Annotated in this window: 18 protein-coding genes; 6 read left to right on the forward strand and 12 right to left on the reverse strand. The window is 45.2% G+C overall.

Going from position 1 to position 16,491, the window contains the following annotated elements; genetic code table 11:
* Nucleotides 1–183, reverse strand: a complete 183-nt coding sequence (locus MM817_RS05300) for a YjzC family protein (RefSeq protein WP_241712406.1) — start codon at nt 181–183, stop codon at nt 1–3.
* A gap of 187 nt (nt 184–370) precedes the next feature.
* Between MM817_RS05300 and MM817_RS05305 the strand changes: the two genes are divergently transcribed.
* Nucleotides 371–1,537 carry an iron-containing alcohol dehydrogenase gene (locus tag MM817_RS05305; RefSeq protein WP_241712407.1) on the forward strand — a complete coding sequence of 389 codons (1,167 nt, stop codon included), beginning with the start codon at nt 371–373 and terminating at the stop codon, nt 1,535–1,537.
* Between the two features lie 75 nt (nt 1,538–1,612).
* On the opposite strand, the gene MM817_RS05310 is transcribed toward MM817_RS05305, so the two are convergent.
* Nucleotides 1,613–2,398, reverse strand: coding sequence for a YheC/YheD family protein (locus tag MM817_RS05310; protein ID WP_241712408.1), 786 nt, complete (start codon nt 2,396–2,398; stop codon nt 1,613–1,615).
* Between the two features lie 346 nt (nt 2,399–2,744).
* On the opposite strand from MM817_RS05310, the gene cspD reads away from it, so the two are divergent.
* Nucleotides 2,745–2,945 carry a cold-shock protein CspD gene (cspD, locus tag MM817_RS05315; protein WP_109429811.1) on the forward strand — a complete coding sequence of 67 codons (201 nt, stop codon included), beginning with the start codon at nt 2,745–2,747 and terminating at the stop codon, nt 2,943–2,945.
* Between the two features lie 53 nt (nt 2,946–2,998).
* Here the strand turns inward: cspD and MM817_RS05320 are convergent, their stop codons facing one another.
* Nucleotides 2,999–3,787, reverse strand: coding sequence for an alpha/beta hydrolase family protein (locus tag MM817_RS05320; protein WP_241712409.1), 789 nt, complete (start codon nt 3,785–3,787; stop codon nt 2,999–3,001).
* A 99-nt stretch (nt 3,788–3,886) separates the two neighbouring features.
* Nucleotides 3,887–4,210: a hypothetical protein gene (locus MM817_RS05325; protein WP_241712410.1), complete on the reverse strand. Its 324-nt coding sequence runs from the start codon at nt 4,208–4,210 to the stop codon at nt 3,887–3,889.
* Nucleotides 4,211–4,387: 177 nt separating this feature from the next.
* On the opposite strand from MM817_RS05325, the gene MM817_RS05330 reads away from it, so the two are divergent.
* The 4 genes from MM817_RS05330 (at nt 4,388) to MM817_RS05345 (ending at nt 8,863) form a co-directional block, all read left to right on the forward strand.
* Nucleotides 4,388–4,594 carry a spore coat protein gene (locus tag MM817_RS05330; RefSeq protein WP_241712411.1) on the forward strand — a complete coding sequence of 69 codons (207 nt, stop codon included), beginning with the start codon at nt 4,388–4,390 and terminating at the stop codon, nt 4,592–4,594.
* Nucleotides 4,595–4,614: 20 nt separating this feature from the next.
* A complete protein-coding gene (locus MM817_RS05335; protein WP_241712412.1) occupies nt 4,615–5,130 on the forward strand; it encodes a spore coat protein in 516 nt (171 codons plus the stop codon).
* A 167-nt stretch (nt 5,131–5,297) separates the two neighbouring features.
* Nucleotides 5,298–6,905 carry a dynamin family protein gene (locus MM817_RS05340; protein ID WP_241712413.1) on the forward strand — a complete coding sequence of 536 codons (1,608 nt, stop codon included), beginning with the start codon at nt 5,298–5,300 and terminating at the stop codon, nt 6,903–6,905.
* Between the two features lie 2 nt (nt 6,906–6,907).
* Complete coding sequence (locus MM817_RS05345) at nt 6,908–8,863, forward strand: dynamin family protein (protein ID WP_241712414.1); 1,956 nt, start codon at nt 6,908–6,910, stop codon at nt 8,861–8,863.
* Between the two features lie 23 nt (nt 8,864–8,886).
* Here MM817_RS05345 and MM817_RS05350 read toward each other — a convergent pair whose 3' ends face one another.
* The 8 genes from MM817_RS05350 to MM817_RS05385 all read right to left on the reverse strand — a co-directional run bounded on the left by MM817_RS05350 (nt 8,887) and on the right by MM817_RS05385 (nt 16,473).
* Entirely contained in the window at nt 8,887–9,312 is a 426-nt protein-coding gene (locus MM817_RS05350) for a globin domain-containing protein (protein ID WP_241712415.1), read from the reverse strand.
* Between the two features lies 1 nt (nt 9,313).
* On the reverse strand, nt 9,314–10,411 hold the full coding sequence (locus MM817_RS05355) for an undecaprenyldiphospho-muramoylpentapeptide beta-N-acetylglucosaminyltransferase (RefSeq protein ID WP_241712416.1): 1,098 nt from the start codon (nt 10,409–10,411) through the stop codon (nt 9,314–9,316).
* 221 nt (nt 10,412–10,632) lie between these two features.
* Nucleotides 10,633–11,046: an acyl-CoA thioesterase gene (locus tag MM817_RS05360; RefSeq protein ID WP_241712417.1), complete on the reverse strand. Its 414-nt coding sequence runs from the start codon at nt 11,044–11,046 to the stop codon at nt 10,633–10,635.
* A gap of 154 nt (nt 11,047–11,200) precedes the next feature.
* Nucleotides 11,201–12,148: an aldo/keto reductase family protein gene (locus MM817_RS05365; protein WP_241712418.1), complete on the reverse strand. Its 948-nt coding sequence runs from the start codon at nt 12,146–12,148 to the stop codon at nt 11,201–11,203.
* 116 nt (nt 12,149–12,264) lie between these two features.
* The gene (gene proC / locus MM817_RS05370) at nt 12,265–13,146 is read right to left on the reverse strand and encodes a pyrroline-5-carboxylate reductase (RefSeq protein ID WP_241712419.1); all 882 of its coding nucleotides are present in this window, start codon (nt 13,144–13,146) and stop codon (nt 12,265–12,267) included.
* A 53-nt stretch (nt 13,147–13,199) separates the two neighbouring features.
* Nucleotides 13,200–14,120, reverse strand: a complete 921-nt coding sequence (gene thrB / locus MM817_RS05375; protein ID WP_241712420.1) for a homoserine kinase — start codon at nt 14,118–14,120, stop codon at nt 13,200–13,202.
* Nucleotides 14,117–15,187 carry a threonine synthase gene (thrC, locus tag MM817_RS05380; protein WP_241712421.1) on the reverse strand — a complete coding sequence of 357 codons (1,071 nt, stop codon included), beginning with the start codon at nt 15,185–15,187 and terminating at the stop codon, nt 14,117–14,119. The genes thrB and thrC overlap by 4 nt, the downstream gene beginning before the upstream one ends.
* Complete coding sequence (locus MM817_RS05385) at nt 15,184–16,473, reverse strand: homoserine dehydrogenase (protein ID WP_241712422.1); 1,290 nt, start codon at nt 16,471–16,473, stop codon at nt 15,184–15,186. The genes thrC and MM817_RS05385 overlap by 4 nt, the downstream gene beginning before the upstream one ends.
* Between the last annotated feature and the right edge of the window lie 18 nt (nt 16,474–16,491).

A 16,491-nucleotide genomic window follows, 5' to 3' on the forward strand; every position in this document is an offset into this window, starting at 1 on the left:
CTAATTTTTCTTATGAGTCCATTTACGATCTTTATTTTGTGTTGGAGGAAAATGATCTCCTCGGTTTAATTGAATTACTTCACCATGTGGGACAGATCCTGTGTGCGGTGATTCACTGATCTCCACGTACATTCCATTATTTGGTGCGATTTCTCCGGGTTCAAACTGTGTGCGTTCTCCCATAATGTATCTCTCCATTTCAAACAAAGTTTGATTCAAATGTATCGTGTGTCAAGTCGGCACAGTCTATTCGCAGCATAATGAACGGAGAGAAATGGGTCGTTGTCGCAGATTTGGTCTTTGCATGCGTACATGATAGAGTAGTTATACTGGCTAAGGTCAGTCAGACAGAGTTGGGAGGTTACAATCGTTGAATCCATTTGCATTTTGGAATCCTACAGCACTGTATTATGGGGCAGGACAAATTGAACAACATCTTCTTACAGAAGTAAAAAAATACGGATCTAAAGTATTACTTGTCTATGGTGGCGGGAGTATTAAGACATTTGGTTTATATGATAAAATTGTCGACTTGCTAAAATCAGGTGGAGTTACCGTACTGGAGTTTTCAGGAATCGAACCAAATCCGAGACTTAGTACTGTACATAAGGCGATCGAGTTATGTAAAAAAGAGGGCGTTGACCTTTTATTGGCTGTGGGTGGTGGATCTGTACTAGACGCTACGAAAGCCATTGCAGCAGGGGTAAAGTATGATGGCGATGTATGGGACTTCTATACTCGCAAAGAGCGCCCACAAGATGCACTTCCATTTGGCACGATCCTAACATTGGCGGCTACTGGTTCTGAGATGAATTCAGGTGGAGTTATTTCGAATTGGGAAACACAGGAGAAGATCGGTTCAAGCTCACCGCATACATTTCCGAAATTTTCATTTTGTGATGCGGAAAATACGTTTACTGTTTCAAAAAAGCAGACTGTGTACGGTATTGTGGATATGTTTAGTCATGTATTAGAAGCGTATTTTTCCCATACTACAAATACTTTTTTGCAAGAGCGCATGATGGAATCCGTCATGCAGACAATTATCGAGAATGCTCCAAAGGTATTAGACAATCCGCATGATTTTGCTGCGCGTGAAACCATGATGTATTGCGGAACGATGGCGTTAAATGGAATGATATCGATGGGCGTTCAAGGAGATTGGGCAACACATGCTATGGAGCATGAAGTCAGCGCCATCTATGACATTCCACATGGTGGTGGATTGGCGATTATTTTCCCTCATTGGATGAACTATGTTGTGGATGCTGGGGAAGAACGTTTTTATCAAATGGCTACTCGCGTTTTCCACATTGACCCAACAGGTAAAACCACAAAACAAGTAGCGCAAGAGGGTATTCAAGCTGTTCGTCACTTTTTTGACTCTATGGATGCGCCAAGTACGCTTGGAGATTATGATATTGGGGATAAAGACTTAGATCGGATGGCTGAACATGCAGTGCGCGTTGGCCCGGTTGGAAACTATAAAAAACTAGCTAAAGAAGATGTGGCAGCGATTTTACGTGCGGCCCTGTAAGATAGCTCTTTGTGAAGGCGTAAGGTAAGAAAGCGGATGTCCCCTTACGCCTTCAAACTGATGTAGCAAGTTGTGCTATCCCTTTTTCGCACGGTGAGTACGACGGGCAATTTTTCGGGCACGTGCCACTTTTTGAATGTGTAAATAAGTTCTTTGATCTGCTAAGTGTGCAAATAACGCATGGCTAGGACCTGTATTTTCCTCGAGGATCCACAACTTTCCGGTTTTATCAATGCCGACATCAAGTCCTATCTCTGAGTAAGCTTGATATGCTTCTAAGCGTTTGCAAGCATTGAAACCCAGCTTGCACAACTTCTGCTGCATGCGGGAGGACTTCCATGCAGTATAACCATGTGATTGACGGAGTGCATCAGCTAGACTCACCACGCGTCCGTGACTTCTTGCAATATTGGTCACAGCCGAATGGGGGCCGGCGATTTTTGCGCATATTCCAGTGCATTGCCATTGCTCGTGTTCGTCTTTTTGCATCATCACGCGAACATCATACGGGCGATCATGGATAGTGGCAAGATGAACATCTCGTTGAACAATCCATGTGCGACTGCGAGTTAACTGTAAGATCGTTCGATGCAATTCAGATCGGTTCGAAAAAGAGCGCGGCCGCTCATTTTCTCGATGAAGTCCGTAGGTGCCGTCCTTGTGAATGAAAATACGCATGACATTTTGGCCTCGCGAACCTGCAACTGGCTTTAGGTAAATGGACCGATATCGCTGTAAGTAGATATCAAGGTTCTCGGTTGTTAGCGGTCGAGTTGGTGGTAGATAAGAACGCAGAGACACATCCCGGTAAAACCATTTATACAATAACCATTTTCCGAGCTCTCGTTTGCGCGATGACATAGCGATCCTCCTGAGGATTGTACTTCTTAATTTATTGTCCCTGTATGCGGTTTGCAGAGGTACTTTCCATAGTATGAAAAAAAATAATTTGAATCACGGCAAAAGTCCTAGACATTTCATTGTCCATATGCAATAATGACATAGACGAACACAGCAAGTGTAACGCTAAAGATTCCTGTTGTTTGGAACGGAAGAGCCAGTTAAGTGCGCTGTTCCTGAATACAGTTGGACTTTTGTGCGTGTGGTAGTAACTGTATATTGAAGTATATGCTTTATGACAGTTACGACTTCTGTGGGCGCATAATTGATGGTGCCGCTATATAAGTGGCGTAGGAGGAACAGCAGCATGCAAGAAGGAACAGTTAAGTGGTTTAATGCAGAAAAAGGTTTTGGTTTTATCGAAGTTCCAGGTGGAGACGATGTATTCGTACATTACAGCGCCATTTTGGGAGACGGTTACAAGTCCTTGGAAGAAGGACAACGTGTTAGCTTCGAGATCGTTCGTGGCAACCGTGGTCTTCAAGCGGCCAACGTTTCTAAACTTTAATATCTATACAAAAGGGTGCTGGGTTATCTCAGCACTCTTTTTTGTATGCTCTTTTATAGATCGGAAAAAGATATTGCCATAATCGGACTAGGCGCTTGAGAATGGATAAAGTCATACATGCGATCGGTAAGTATATCAAAATCAAGTGGATGTAGATGATGTCCCTCATTTTGGAGAAGCCACAAAGTGTATGGAATGCTGGCTGATTCGCACGCTGCTGCTAGTAATGCAGCATGTGAAAAGTCGACCTGAATATCTTGTTTGCCATGAATAATTAATAGCGGTGTGTGAACGTTTGCGATGTGAAAAATAGGTGACCTCAATCGATAAGCTTGAGCTTTTTTTGTAGGAGTGCCACCTGTCACCCTGCGGAGCATGCGACGTAAATCTACACGCTGTTCATAGGTGAGTGCTAGATCAACGACACCACCATGGATAATCGCTGCTTGTAAAGAGAGAGATGGTTCCATGGCGCAAAATAAAGCAAGCGGTCCACCTCGAGAAAAACCGTACACAGTTGTTCTTTGGGCATCGACAAAAGGCATGCTCTGCAATAAGCGAATGGCAGCAAAAGCATCTGCACGATCCTCTAAACCAAAGTCTTCGCGCCCTTCCCCTCCTTCATTGCCGCGATATGTCGGTGCGATGACTATTGCACCGCGTTTTGCAAAACGTACAAGCCATTCTTGTTTAACCATACCAACACTTCTCATACCACCACGCAAGTAGACAAAACCTGGCCATTTGTTTCCCAGTTTATCTGGTTGAAGAAAGTCTTTTGGATAAGCAATATATGCAGTTTGAACGAATCCTGCAGCGGAGTACGTAAGATGGGCAAGCACGATGTCTGCGTCTATACTGGGTAGCTCTTGTTGTTTGAGTATGGCTTTGTGTTCGAACCTAAAAAAAGATGTTGTTTTGGTGATAGGGAGTCACGCCCTTTACTCAACTTCGAATTCATCTGTTAATTGGCTATCTGGTTGCATGCGATAAAGAATATTGAGGTCGTTGATGCGGCTTGCATAATCATTGATGTTATCCATGATCTGTAGCGTAGTGTCCCAATCCTCTTCGTTATTCAGTTGTTCGTGCAGTTGCGAAATATGCGCTTCATATTTTCCGATGACTCCAGGAATCTTTCCTCGCATAGGTTCCCAATATTCAAGAATAGAACGCCGTTCATCTTCTGTGTAAGCTGTCCATGCTTGCTGTAGCGTGGGGACTTCAAGCTGCAAGCGTTCATCGTAGTGAAATAGATGTTGCATATCACGGATAACCCCTCTCAGTTCATACTGAACATAAACCTACTTGTTTCATTATGGCGTAAAAATCACTCGGAAGAAAGTCCGTTTATGTATAGGATAGCGAGTTGCGTGCATGCTAAAAGCGGGAAATCCCATATTGTGATGGATCACCCGAGGATTAGATAAGGAGGTTTTTACGTGCAGGCACTTACTTCTAAAGAATTGGCCTACGTCAATGACATGCTCGGTGGAGAAGATTTATTGCAAAAAATGTGTGTTGTAGCATCTACAACATCAAAACAACCTGAAGTGAAACAATTTTTGCAGCATGTGGTCAGTGAGCACCAGCGGCGTCATCAAGAGTTAGTTCGCGTTTTAGAGCAACACGAATCATTGGCTCACTAATGTAGGAGGGGTTATACAAGATGCAATCGCAAATGATGGGCACTCAGCTACAAGATCAAGATTATTTTCACGAAATTTTGATGTTACTTAAACATCAAGCTCGTGAATATACGACTGCTGTCCTTGAATCTAGTTGTGTACAGGTGCGTCAAACTATGCAACGCCTATTAAATGATACTCTTAGTGAACAGGCAGATTGTTATCAAATCATGTCAAGACAAGGGTGGTATCCAGCAGGACCTTCTGCTAATCGTCAGGATGTGACAAAGGCTATTCAGACGCATCGCCAAGATGCACAAAAAAATATGCAGATGGCACAGTCGGCAGGTGTAGGCGGTCAGATGGGACGGCCAGCACAACAGCAACAGCAGCCTTGGCAAAGCAATCCAATGTCACAGCAAAATAACCTAAATCAACAACCCTGGCAAGCTGCACAGCCGTGGCAATACACACAAAATTGGCAAGATCCATCCCAATCATCCCAGAGTCCACAGCAGAATCAAGCGTGGCAACCGCAACAAAGATCTTGGCAATAAATCCGTAGCGACAACAAAGGAACTTCTTTTGTGCAGTATGCAAAAGAAGTTCCTTTGTTCATATAGAGTGGGTGCCGTTTGTCAATCTCGTCAATCCTCGGTAAACTAGGGAGTGATGTCATGGATGGTGAGTTGAATACTGAGAGTGTGAGAGGGCGGTTTGTCGAGTGCCAACAGATGAAGTAACGAAAATGCACGATTTGACAGGGTTATTGCCGATTGTACACCGCCTGCGTTCGAGTTTTGCAACAAAACATGATGAGGAACGCGTAGAACGTAGTGATCTGATCGCTCAAAAATGGATGAATGGGCAAGTGGTACTCGCTTTTGCTGGTCATTTTTCAGCGGGGAAATCAACACTAATCAATACTATTTTAGACGTGTCATTGTTGCCAAGTAGTCCATTGCCTACTAGTGCAAATGTAGTGCATGTAGAGTATGGATATCCGCATGCAGAGGCACTTACAGCAAATGGAGATGTCATTGAGATCAGTGATCTATCAGATGAGATCGGAAAACTTTGTCGCGATGGTGATCGGATTGATGAGGTGCGTATTTATGATGATATCCCATATTTGCAGGATGGATTCGTTCTTATTGATACACCTGGAGTGGATTCGACTGATCCTAGGCATGCAGAACATACGCACCAAATTGTATACCTTGCCGATCTGATTGTGTATGTGGCTGACTATAATCATGTGTTATCAGATATGAATTTATCTTTTTTAAGAAAACAGATCGATATGGGGAAACGTGTAGTTTTAGTTGTCAATCAGATAGATAAGCATAATGATTTTGAGCTCTCCTTTGATGAATTTAAAGCAGGGATCGAGCGGGCTTTAGAGGAATGGCAAATAGCATCATGTATTGTGTATTATGTATCGGCACTCGACCCAGAGTTTCCAGATAATCAACTTGTAGTCTTACGTGATCAGTTGCCAGAACTTGCACGTTCTTCACAGACGTTTGAAAGAGGCGCGGCTGATTTGCAATCATTGATCGCTGAACACGATGCATGGCTAATCGAGCAAGACAATCTGTCATCACAAGAGATGTCGCTTGCAACAGCCAGACAGGTATTGGATCAATACCAGATCATTGAAAAGCAAATGGAAGAAGAGCGAACAAAGAAATTGGAACGAGTGCAGGCGTTCGTTGGGAAACTCACAAGCACAATAATGCAAGCCATCATCATGCCGTATGAAACTACAGAACTTGCAGTTGCATACATCGAGTCGCTCTCCGACCATTTTAAGGTTGGACTGTTCTCGACAGCTGCTAAAGTGGAAGCAGAGAGGCAAAGACGCCTAAAAACTTTTCTTGCAGATGTAAAGGTGCGCGTAGAGTCGGGTATTGAACTACACATGAAGCAAGCTGCGATGCAAGTAGCGCGTGATGAAGGGGTACTGACGACGCTTGCAGGCGATGGGTTTGCCTCATTAGAGGGTTTTGGCGATGAGTCATTGATGGAGTCGTGTATCGCACAAGGAGCACGTCGTGATCGTGAATATGGGTATCAATATGCAAAGCATGTAGAACAATCGATCAGGGATCATTATGTGATGAAGGCGCATCGTTTGGGTAAGGATTTGGAATCTGGACTTACAGAGAAGTTTGCGTTGGAGCAAAGGGAGCTTACGGAGCAATTAGCAGAGTTACATTCGACTTACGAAGTTGCGCTACAAGTTGTGGAGATGGCTACAAAGCGTGAGCAATGGATTGCATCATTGCGTGCACTTCTGATTGCCGATGAACAGGGAGAAGGGAAATAACCGTGAGTAGCACGATAGATGAAGTGCAAAGTGTCATTGACCAGTTGCAAGTTGCTTCTGCCGCCTGCGTACATCCTTTGTTACAATCCTACGCAAAAAGGTTGGATGAACGGGCGAAACGCCTTATAGAACAACAATATACAGTTGCTTTTTTTGGTGCCTTTTCTGCTGGAAAATCCTCTTTGATCAATGCGTTAATTGGTGAACAGGTACTTCCAGTTTCGCCAAATCCAACAACAGCTGCTATTAATCGCGTATTGCCACCTACTGAAGAGTATCCACATGGTACGATCCTAGTGGTATTCAAGACACTTGAACTTGTTGCGCAGGAAGTAGCGATTTCAGCTGCGATGCTTGAGTTACCTACAAGCTTGGAGGGACTTAGTGAGTCGCTAAATACCCTTGATGTTGCACAGTTGCAGGATCATGTAAAACCGCATTATAGTTATTTGCGTGGCATTGCACGGGGATATCAAGCGATGGAAAAAAATCTCGGGGAAACCCTTGCGATCGAAGCATCAGAACTACGCGTGATGGTTGCAACTGAGGAACATGCAGCGTTTGTTTCGCGTGTAGATATGTATCACGATTCCATCCTTGCTCGCGATGGTGTTGTTTTAGTTGATACGCCAGGAGTAGACTCACTCCACGCTCGCCATACAGACGTTGCCTTTCGCTATATGCGAGATGCAGATGCGATCGTCTTTGTCACTTATTATAATCATGCATTTTCACAGCCGGATCGCGAGTTTCTCATGCAATTAGGGAGAGTTAAGGAAGCGCTTGCTACAGACACAATGTTTTTTGTAATCAATGCATCTGACCTGCGCTCTTCAGAAGAGGAACTAGAGACTGTTAAGGAACATGTTACGGCCAATCTGGCTCGACTGGGTGTGCGTACTACACGGTTATTTGCTTTATCGAGTCAATTGGGACTTGCAGCAAAGATGATGCAAGAGACGTCACCCCTTGCGACAGGCATAGAGCGAATGATTAGACAGAGGTTACACTTGTCTGCCGATGCAGCCCTACCAACAGCTGAACAGTTGGGGCAATCGGCTGGAGTGACGAAGTTAGTCGATGAACTCAAGGAGTTTACTTCAGGGCGGCTCGTTTCTGTATCTATGAAAGCAGCAAGGATAGAGCTAGCACAGGTGTTTGAAAGTATAAAGGGTTACCTTGAAGCGTTAGAGGGAGATCGTGCAACACTTTTGGCACAGTTTGAAAAACAAGAGCAGCAAGCACAACAACTCTCAGAGTTATTTAGTCAAGATATCGCTTTAGATGAAGTAGCTTTGGAACAAGAACTGAGTGAATTACTTTATCATGTAAAACAAAGAATTCATTTTAATCATTCGGAACTTATCGTGCAGGCTTTTCATCCGGCTAATCTTACCAAAGGTGATGCTCGGGAGGTGCAACTTGCACTGCAAGAGTGGATGCGTATGCTTACTCTCGCTGTAGAACAAGAGGTGAGAGCGACGATGATACGGATAGACCGACGTGCACGAAAGCTCTTAGAAGAGCGACTACATAGAGTAGGAGAGGTGGCAAAACTCCCACCGCTTGGGTATATCCTACAGTCGGATAATATCCCTTCTGCGCCAGATGAATTGCCTCCACATCCACAATTTGAAGTGTCCACTCAGGTACAAAAAATAGCTCGTGGTGAGTTTCGTAATGCTGAGCAGTTTTTTGAACAAGGTGGACGCAAAGGATTGGGTGAAAAATTAGAACCATTTGGTATCGCACAGGTGGAGTCCTACATGCAAGATGTAGAGCATTGGTTTCATGCTCTCTATAACAATTGGTTACATGTATCACACGCTTCATTGCTACACTCGATTACAGAAGAGCTGTCTACCTTTCTAGCACAAAAGCAACAAGTCCTTGAGGATGACCAAGCACAAGGGAGTTTGCAACAAACCCTTGCGTCATGGCCTACTATCAGTTATTAGTCATCTAGGCAGTATGAAGTCAATCATGTGAGATGAAGTGGGTTTGGTTCATCATCTTCTTGATTGACCATATGTTGCGCGGTCATAGCTAAGCGAGAGTACATAAACTCACGGATCTCACCTTGCAATCCAATCTCATCCATCGCTTGTTGCATGCACGATAACCATGCCTGCGCACGTTTTTTTGTGATCTGATGTGGCATGTGTCGTGCACGCAACATAGGGTGGCCATATTGTTTCGTGTACAGTGGCGGACCTCCAAAAAATTGAGTCAGAAAAAGATACTGTTTATCGCGTACAGGGGTGATGTCTGTTGGAAAGATCGGTGCTAAATCAGGATGTGCAATGACGCGTGGATAAAAAGCGTCGACTAATCGGGAAATGGTATCTGCACCGCCTATCGATTCGTATGGTGATAGGTTGGATGCATTTGTGTTTGTGGTATTCATATTACTTCTCCTTTTTATTCCTGCTTCTATCAGAAAGAGCGGTTTTTTCGATTAATTGAATGATCGCCAAAAGAGGATCTCGTTTTTTTACTTTTTGCATATTTCCCATATAGATGGAACGTTGCTCATAGACCTGATGGACGGTCTGAACTAAGCGATCTTTTGTCACCTGCTCATCTGGGATCACTTCAGCATAACCATTTTTTTGGAATGATGCTGCATTGACTATCTGATCGCCACGGCTTGAAGATGTAGGTAATGGAATGAGAATCATCGGTTTTTGTAATGTCAAAAATTCAAAAATAGCATTTGAACCAGCGCGTGAAATGATGAGGTCTGCAGTAGCCAAAAAATCAGGTAACTCATCGGTTACATACTCAAATTGACGGTAGGCTTGATGGGTTAAAGTTTCATCCACTTGACCTTTACCACAGATGTGAATGATATGAAATTCTTGTAAAAGTAGTGGAAGACTGTCCCGAATGACCTCATTGAGACGTTTTGAGCCAAGGCTTCCGCCCATAACGAGTAAAGTTGGTTTGGACCTTGTAAAAAAGAGGGTATTTCTTCCCTTGATGGCACTGCCTTGTAGCAATTCTTCTCTGATAACAGCCCCGATATACTCAACCTTTTGGCTTGGCACATGTGCACTTGTCTCTTCAAATGTCGTGCACACTTTTGTAGCAAAAGGGATAGCTATTCGGTTGGCTAATCCTGGAGTTACATCCGATTCATGAATAATGATCGGCGTGCGATTGAGCCATGCTCCGATGACCACGGGCACAGATACGAAGCCGCCTTTTGAAAAAACCACTTGTGGTTTTTCTTTGCGTATAATGTCATATGCTTGGTAGGCACCAGTAATCACTTTGAATGGATCCTTAAAATTCTTCCAATCGAAATAGCGCCTTAGTTTTCCGGTCTTTATGGCGTAGTAGGGCACATTTGTATAGGGTGTCATCAATTCTCGTTCAATACCGTCTTCTGAACCGATATAGACCATGTTCCAACCGCGTTTTGTAAGCTCTGGAAGAAGCGCGATATTCACTGTGACATGCCCGGCTGATCCGCCACCTGTCAAGATGATCTTGTTTGCCACATGGTCACCCCCTGACGGCTTATGCAATGTTTTTATAGAGAAATCTTTTTTGCGTGTTACTTATAGAGGTTGTTAAAAAAGGGATCAGAACTCCCCGGCGCATGGCAGCGTCAGCGCCAAGAACGCTCCCTCACGTACCCAAAACGTACGCTCAGTCCACATTCGTGGCTCGCTTTCCTTGCACTGTACGGGTCTTACCTGCCCACTTTTTGAACAGGCTCTTATACGAAAAATGTGCGAATGACATTTGGAACGGGTACTGCTTTGCGCGTCGTTGCATCCACCATGACAAGCGTCACTGATGCGTCAGCCACGAGTAGATCCATCGTGGTATTGATGATGGTTTGCTCTAATGTAAAGCTTGTATTACCGATGCGGCCTGGACGCGTGATGACTGTGAGCAGATCGTTTTGTTTAGCCTCTTTGCGATAATTAATATTGATATTAGCAGTGACAGTGATCAATCCTAATCCTAATAGCACATCATACGGCAGGCTGCCTTGTTCATAGAAATCCTCGCGCCCCCACTCTAGATATTCTAGATATTTTGCGTTATTTACATGACCATTTACGTCAATTTCAGTTGATCGAACAACAAGATCTAGACGCGATTGTACAAATGCTTCATGATTCACAAAGATCACTCCCTCTTTCATTCTTATTGTATCGAAATTTTACAGCAAAGGGGAGGGGAATGATGAATTTCTTCTGAAAAAAGGAAGGCCGCCAGTCATATGGCAGCCTTCCTTGCTGAATCATTGCTGAAACAAAAAACATGAAGAGATGTGCTTATGCGAGAATGGTTTCAATATGCTCTAAGTCCGCTACAGATAATGTAACATCAGAAGCTTTCGCATTTTCATCCACTTGCTCGGGTCGACTGGCTCCAATAATAGCTGAGGAGACATTCTTTTGCCGCAAAATCCAAGCTAACGCTAACTGGGCTAGAGAAATCTCGTTGCGATTTGCTACTTCTTGAAGTTGTTCTACTTTTGTAAAGTTCTCATCAGTCATGAGACGCCCAATGATTTGTGAAGTACTCGCAGTGGCTGCACGGCTTCCCTCTGGAGCATTTTGACCGCGTTTGTATTTTCCAGTTAGCATTCCTTGTGCTAAAGGAGACCACACCACTTGACCGACACCTTCGCGCTCACAGAGAGGCAGGATATCCTTTTCGATATAACGTTCTAACATGCTGTACTGAGGCTGATTTGAGACAATGCGATCAAAGCCTCTTTGATCAGCGGTATGAAGGGCATCATCGATCTGAACGGCCGACCATTCACTGACACCTGCATACAATACTTTACCCTGACGGATCAAATCATCCATAGCGCGCAAGGTTTCATCTAGAGGGGTTTCGGGATCGTAACGATGACATTGAAATAAATCCACGTAGTCAACACCGAGTCGCTGCAAACTGAGATTGCACTGCTCGATGATGTGTTTACGGGATAATCCACGGTCATTTGGACCATCACCCATAGGCCAAAACGCTTTTGTTGCAAGGACATAAGAAGTGCGGGGAAGACCTTTTAATGCTTCTCCAAGGACCGTCTCAGCTGCTCCCCTGTGGTATACGTTTGCTGTATCAAAAAAATTAATGCCGATGTCGTATGCGCGATGCACACAACTAATGGCCGTCTCGCGTCCGACGGAACCTCCATATGTAAGCCAAGATCCGAGGCTGATTTCACTAACCTTTGTACCTGATCTACCTAGGCGACGATACTGCACAATGAACCACTCCGATCTCATGATAAATACAATTGGTTAGACTCTCACTTTATGATAGCTGAAATCGTATAGATGCACAAGACACATCTGGGTATAGATGATCCCCACATCGAGCATCACTTGGACGAAGGTGTGGGGGGATAGGAATGATCACCGAGCTCTGTGGCGCGCTTTGTTGCGTTGACGACAGCTTGGCGGATAGCATGTTCAAATCCGAACTGTTGTAATGTTGAAATGCCAGCAAACGTTGTGCCACCAGGAGATGTCACGCGATCGCGCAAGATGGCTGGGGATTCTCCTGTATGGGTAAGCATGTGTGCAGCTCCATAGAGTGTTTGAATAACGAGGGAATAGGAAGTTTGTTCGTCAAGTCCAACATCCATGCCTGCTAGTGTCAGCGCCTCTACTAAATAATAAACATAAGCAGGGCCACTGCCAGAGAGTCCAGTGACTGCATTGAGGAGGTGTTCATCTACTGTGCAGGATGTTCCTACAGAACAAAGTATCGCCTCTACATAAACGCGATCGCGTGCAGTGCAAGAATCTGACATAGCATAAGCTGTAGCGGATTTTCCTACAGCGCACGATGTGTTTGGCATCGTGCGTACGATGCGGGGAGTACTAGCTAATGGATTCCCACATGCGATCATTTCTTGTATACTGCGGATCGTATATCCTGCCACGACAGAGATATAGAGAGCGTCTACGCGAGCATGCGCTGCAATAACAGGTAATGCTTCATGAATGTCCTTTGGTTTCATACATAATAAAATAATATCTGCATCGACGACCGCTTGGCGTATGTCTTTGCCAGCAATTACGTCATACTGTGCCTCTAAATAAGCCAGGCGGGCAGGATTGTGGCGATTGACGACCAGCAGGCGTGTCGCGTGTCCAATGCCAGTTTCAGTGAGGCCTTTGATCAGTGCTTCTGCAATGGAACCAGCACCTACAAATGCAATCGTCATGTCGTCTAGTTTTTCATGATGGGAAGTCACAACGTTCACTCCGATCTGCTGGTAAGTGCTGCTCAGATGAGTTTGTGCAAAAACTATTGTTTGATAACCATCTTTGTGTGAGTATACGCTCCAATTTGTGCAGGAGTTAAAATTCTAGCAGTAGCTGTGATTCCCTCTTGTGCAAATGCAGCTGTCATCGCAGCGGCGATATCTGTTGCGCGTGGGGGATGATCGACAATAGCAAGCAGAGTTGGACCGGCCCCACTGAGTACAATTCCAATGGCGCCTGTTGCTTTAGCCGCTTGGCGAACTCGATCAAAGCCTGGTATCAAGTGTTTTCTCGCATCTTGGTGTAAGCGATCATGTAATGCTTTGCGCAAAAGTTCAGTATTGCCAGTCGTAAGAGCGGCGGTTAAAAACCCGGCATGCGCAATATTGAATACAGCATCAGCACGGGTAACCGTTGGCTCTAAAACGTTACGTGCGGTTTCTGTGAGTAGTGGAAAATCAGGTGTTACAGCGATAAACGTAAAGTTATCGCGCAGTGGCAAATTGACATGTGTGACGCCATCTTCATGCAGATAGGCGAGTACTGCACCGCCGAGAAATGCAGGTGCAACGTTATCAGGATGGCCTTCGTCGAGTACGGCGAGGCGCAGAACTTGCGCTCGTGATAAGGGTGAGTCCAGTAGGTTATTGGCTAGAAGTAATCCGCCTACTAAAGCAGCCGCACTAGAGCCGAGTCCAGCGGCAATGGGAATGCGATTGATCATGCGCAAGTGAATGGGTGGCACAGGCAATTGGAAACGGTCGTACACTAGCCGCATGGATTGCAAGACAAGATTAGATTCGTCGCGCGGCAAAAAGTCTGCACCGACTCCATCAATATCGATGATCGTTTGCTCCGATCGTTCAACATGAAGCTCATTCCACAAGTCAAGAGCAATGCCCATACAGTCAAAGCCAGGTCCAAGATTAGCACTTGTAGCAGGTACATATACGCTGATTCTCACAGTTGACCTCCGGCGATTGCTTGCCACACTGCGCGTCTGTCTGCAGAGACTACAGTTGGCGTTATCGATTGTGTTCCAAAGGCAGTATCGGGATCTTTTAGACCATTTCCAGTGAGAATACAAACAGCTACTTTTCCTTTATCCAGTTGTGAAGCTTTTGCGCGTTTGATAAGACCTGCTACAGAAGCGCAGGATGCGGGTTCAGCAAAGACGCCCTCCGTGCGTGCGAGCAACTGATAAGCAGCTAAAATTTCTTCGTCTGTGACTGCATCGATGCTACCATCTGTTTCGCGTACGGCAGTTAAGGCAAGTTGCCAACTCGCTGGATGACCAATGCGAATGGCAGTTGCAATCGTCTGGGGATGTTCAATGGGACGACCCTCTACAATAGGTGCAGCTCCTGCTGCTTGAAAGCCAAGGAGGCGTGGGATCGATGTGTGGTTAGTTGCTGCATATTCTATAAAGCCTTTATAGTAAGCGGAGATGTTTCCTGCATTACCAACTGGTATAGCCAGATAATCTGGTGCCTGTGACAGTTGTTCACATAGCTCAAATGCCCCTGTCTTTTGCCCATCTAAACGGAAAGGATTCACAGAGTTCACAAGCGTAATAGGCTCAGTATCGGCGATATCCCGTACAACTTGTAGCGCTTGATCAAAGTTTCCATCAATGGCGACGATTTCCGCCCCATACATCGTCGCTTGTGCGAGCTTTCCAAGAGCTACGTATCCGTTTGGAATGACGACTACTGCGCGCATTCCGGCACGAGCTGCATAAGCGGCTGCAGACGCAGATGTATTGCCTGTGGAAGCGCAAATGACAGCTTTACTTCCCGATTCCATTGCTTTTGCAACAGCTAGCACCATGCCTCTATCCTTAAATGAGCCGGTGGGATTCGCTCCTTCGTATTTTAAATAAATATCTAGCTCAAGTTGTTCTGAGAGTCGTTTTGCGTATACAAGTGGCGTATTGCCCTCGCCAAGCGTTAACCGTGGCGTCTGCTCAGTGAGCGGTAAAAAAGCTTCATAGCGAGTTAAGAGTCCGGGTTGATTGCGTTCGTTGATCACTGTGCACCTCCTGTAACGGGCATAACGTTGTGGACAGTTAGCACACTGTCAGTTGCATACAAGGTAGTCAGTGCTTGATTTAATTGTTCTTGCCCAACTTCATGTGTGACAATGACAATCTCAGCTGTCTCATGACTAGATCTCTTTTGTAAGACAGTTTCCATGCTAACTTCTGCTAGGCCAAAAATGGTTGCGATCTGAGCAAACACTCCGGACTGATCACGAACCGTAAGTCGCAGATAATATCGTGTAGGTTCACCTTGTCCTCGCCGAACACGCTTGTGCGGCAAGAGGAGATGGCGAACGCGCAAAGCAGTATCCATGCGCAAATTGCGCAGCACTTCAATCATGTCGCCTACAATAGCACTTGCCGTGGGCAAGGAACCAGCACCGCGTCCAAAGAACATCAAGTCACCAGCCGCGTCGCCGCGTACGTAGAGCGCGTTAAAAGCATCGCTCACATGGGCGAGTGGATGATCTTTTAAGACGAGTGTGGGGCGTACCTGAAGCGAGAGGTTACCATCGCGATCAGTACCTTCTGCAAGTAACTTGATCACTGCACCGAGTTCATGGGCATAGGCCACATCTGTAGCGCTAATCGTCCGAATGCCAGTCACGTCTACGTCATCTAAGGTTACTTTTGCGTGAAAAGCAATCGAAGCTAAAATGGCTAACTTGCGCCCAGAATCTAGCCCATCGACGTCACTCGCTGGATTGCTTTCAGCATACCCAAGGTCTTGTGCTTCTTGTAATACCTCGTCAAAGTCAGCTCCCGTGGCTGTCATCTTGGATAAGATATAATTGGTCGTACCGTTTATGATCCCTTTTAGATCGGTGATTTCATTGGCTGTTAGTGATTCTTTGAGAGGTCTAATCAAAGGAATAGCACCACCTACAGCCGCCTCATAGTAAACGTCCATGCCGACTTGTTCAGCTGTGTCAAGAATCTCTGCACCGTGTTCAGCAATCAGGTCCTTATTGGCTGTAATCACATGTTTGCCTGCACGTAAGGCCTGTAAGATAAATGTGCGAGCAGGTTCGATGCCGCCAATTGTTTCGATGACCATACGAATCTCTGGGTCTTCTAAAATATCACTCGCATTTGTGGTTAACTGTTCATGTTTAAATACAACTGGACGAGATTTGTGTGAATCTCTGACCAGTACTCGTGTGATAATGGGCTCCAAACCAGTGAGCCGAGCGATCATTTCACTGCGCTTTTGTACCAGTTCGACAACTCCGGAACCTACAGTGCCACAACCTAGTAGACCAATGTTGACTTCCATTTCAGCACCTCGTCCCGT

The organism is Sulfoacidibacillus ferrooxidans, from assembly GCF_022606465.1.
Taxonomy (GTDB): Bacteria; Bacillota; Bacilli; order Alicyclobacillales; family SLC66; genus Sulfoacidibacillus; species Sulfoacidibacillus ferrooxidans.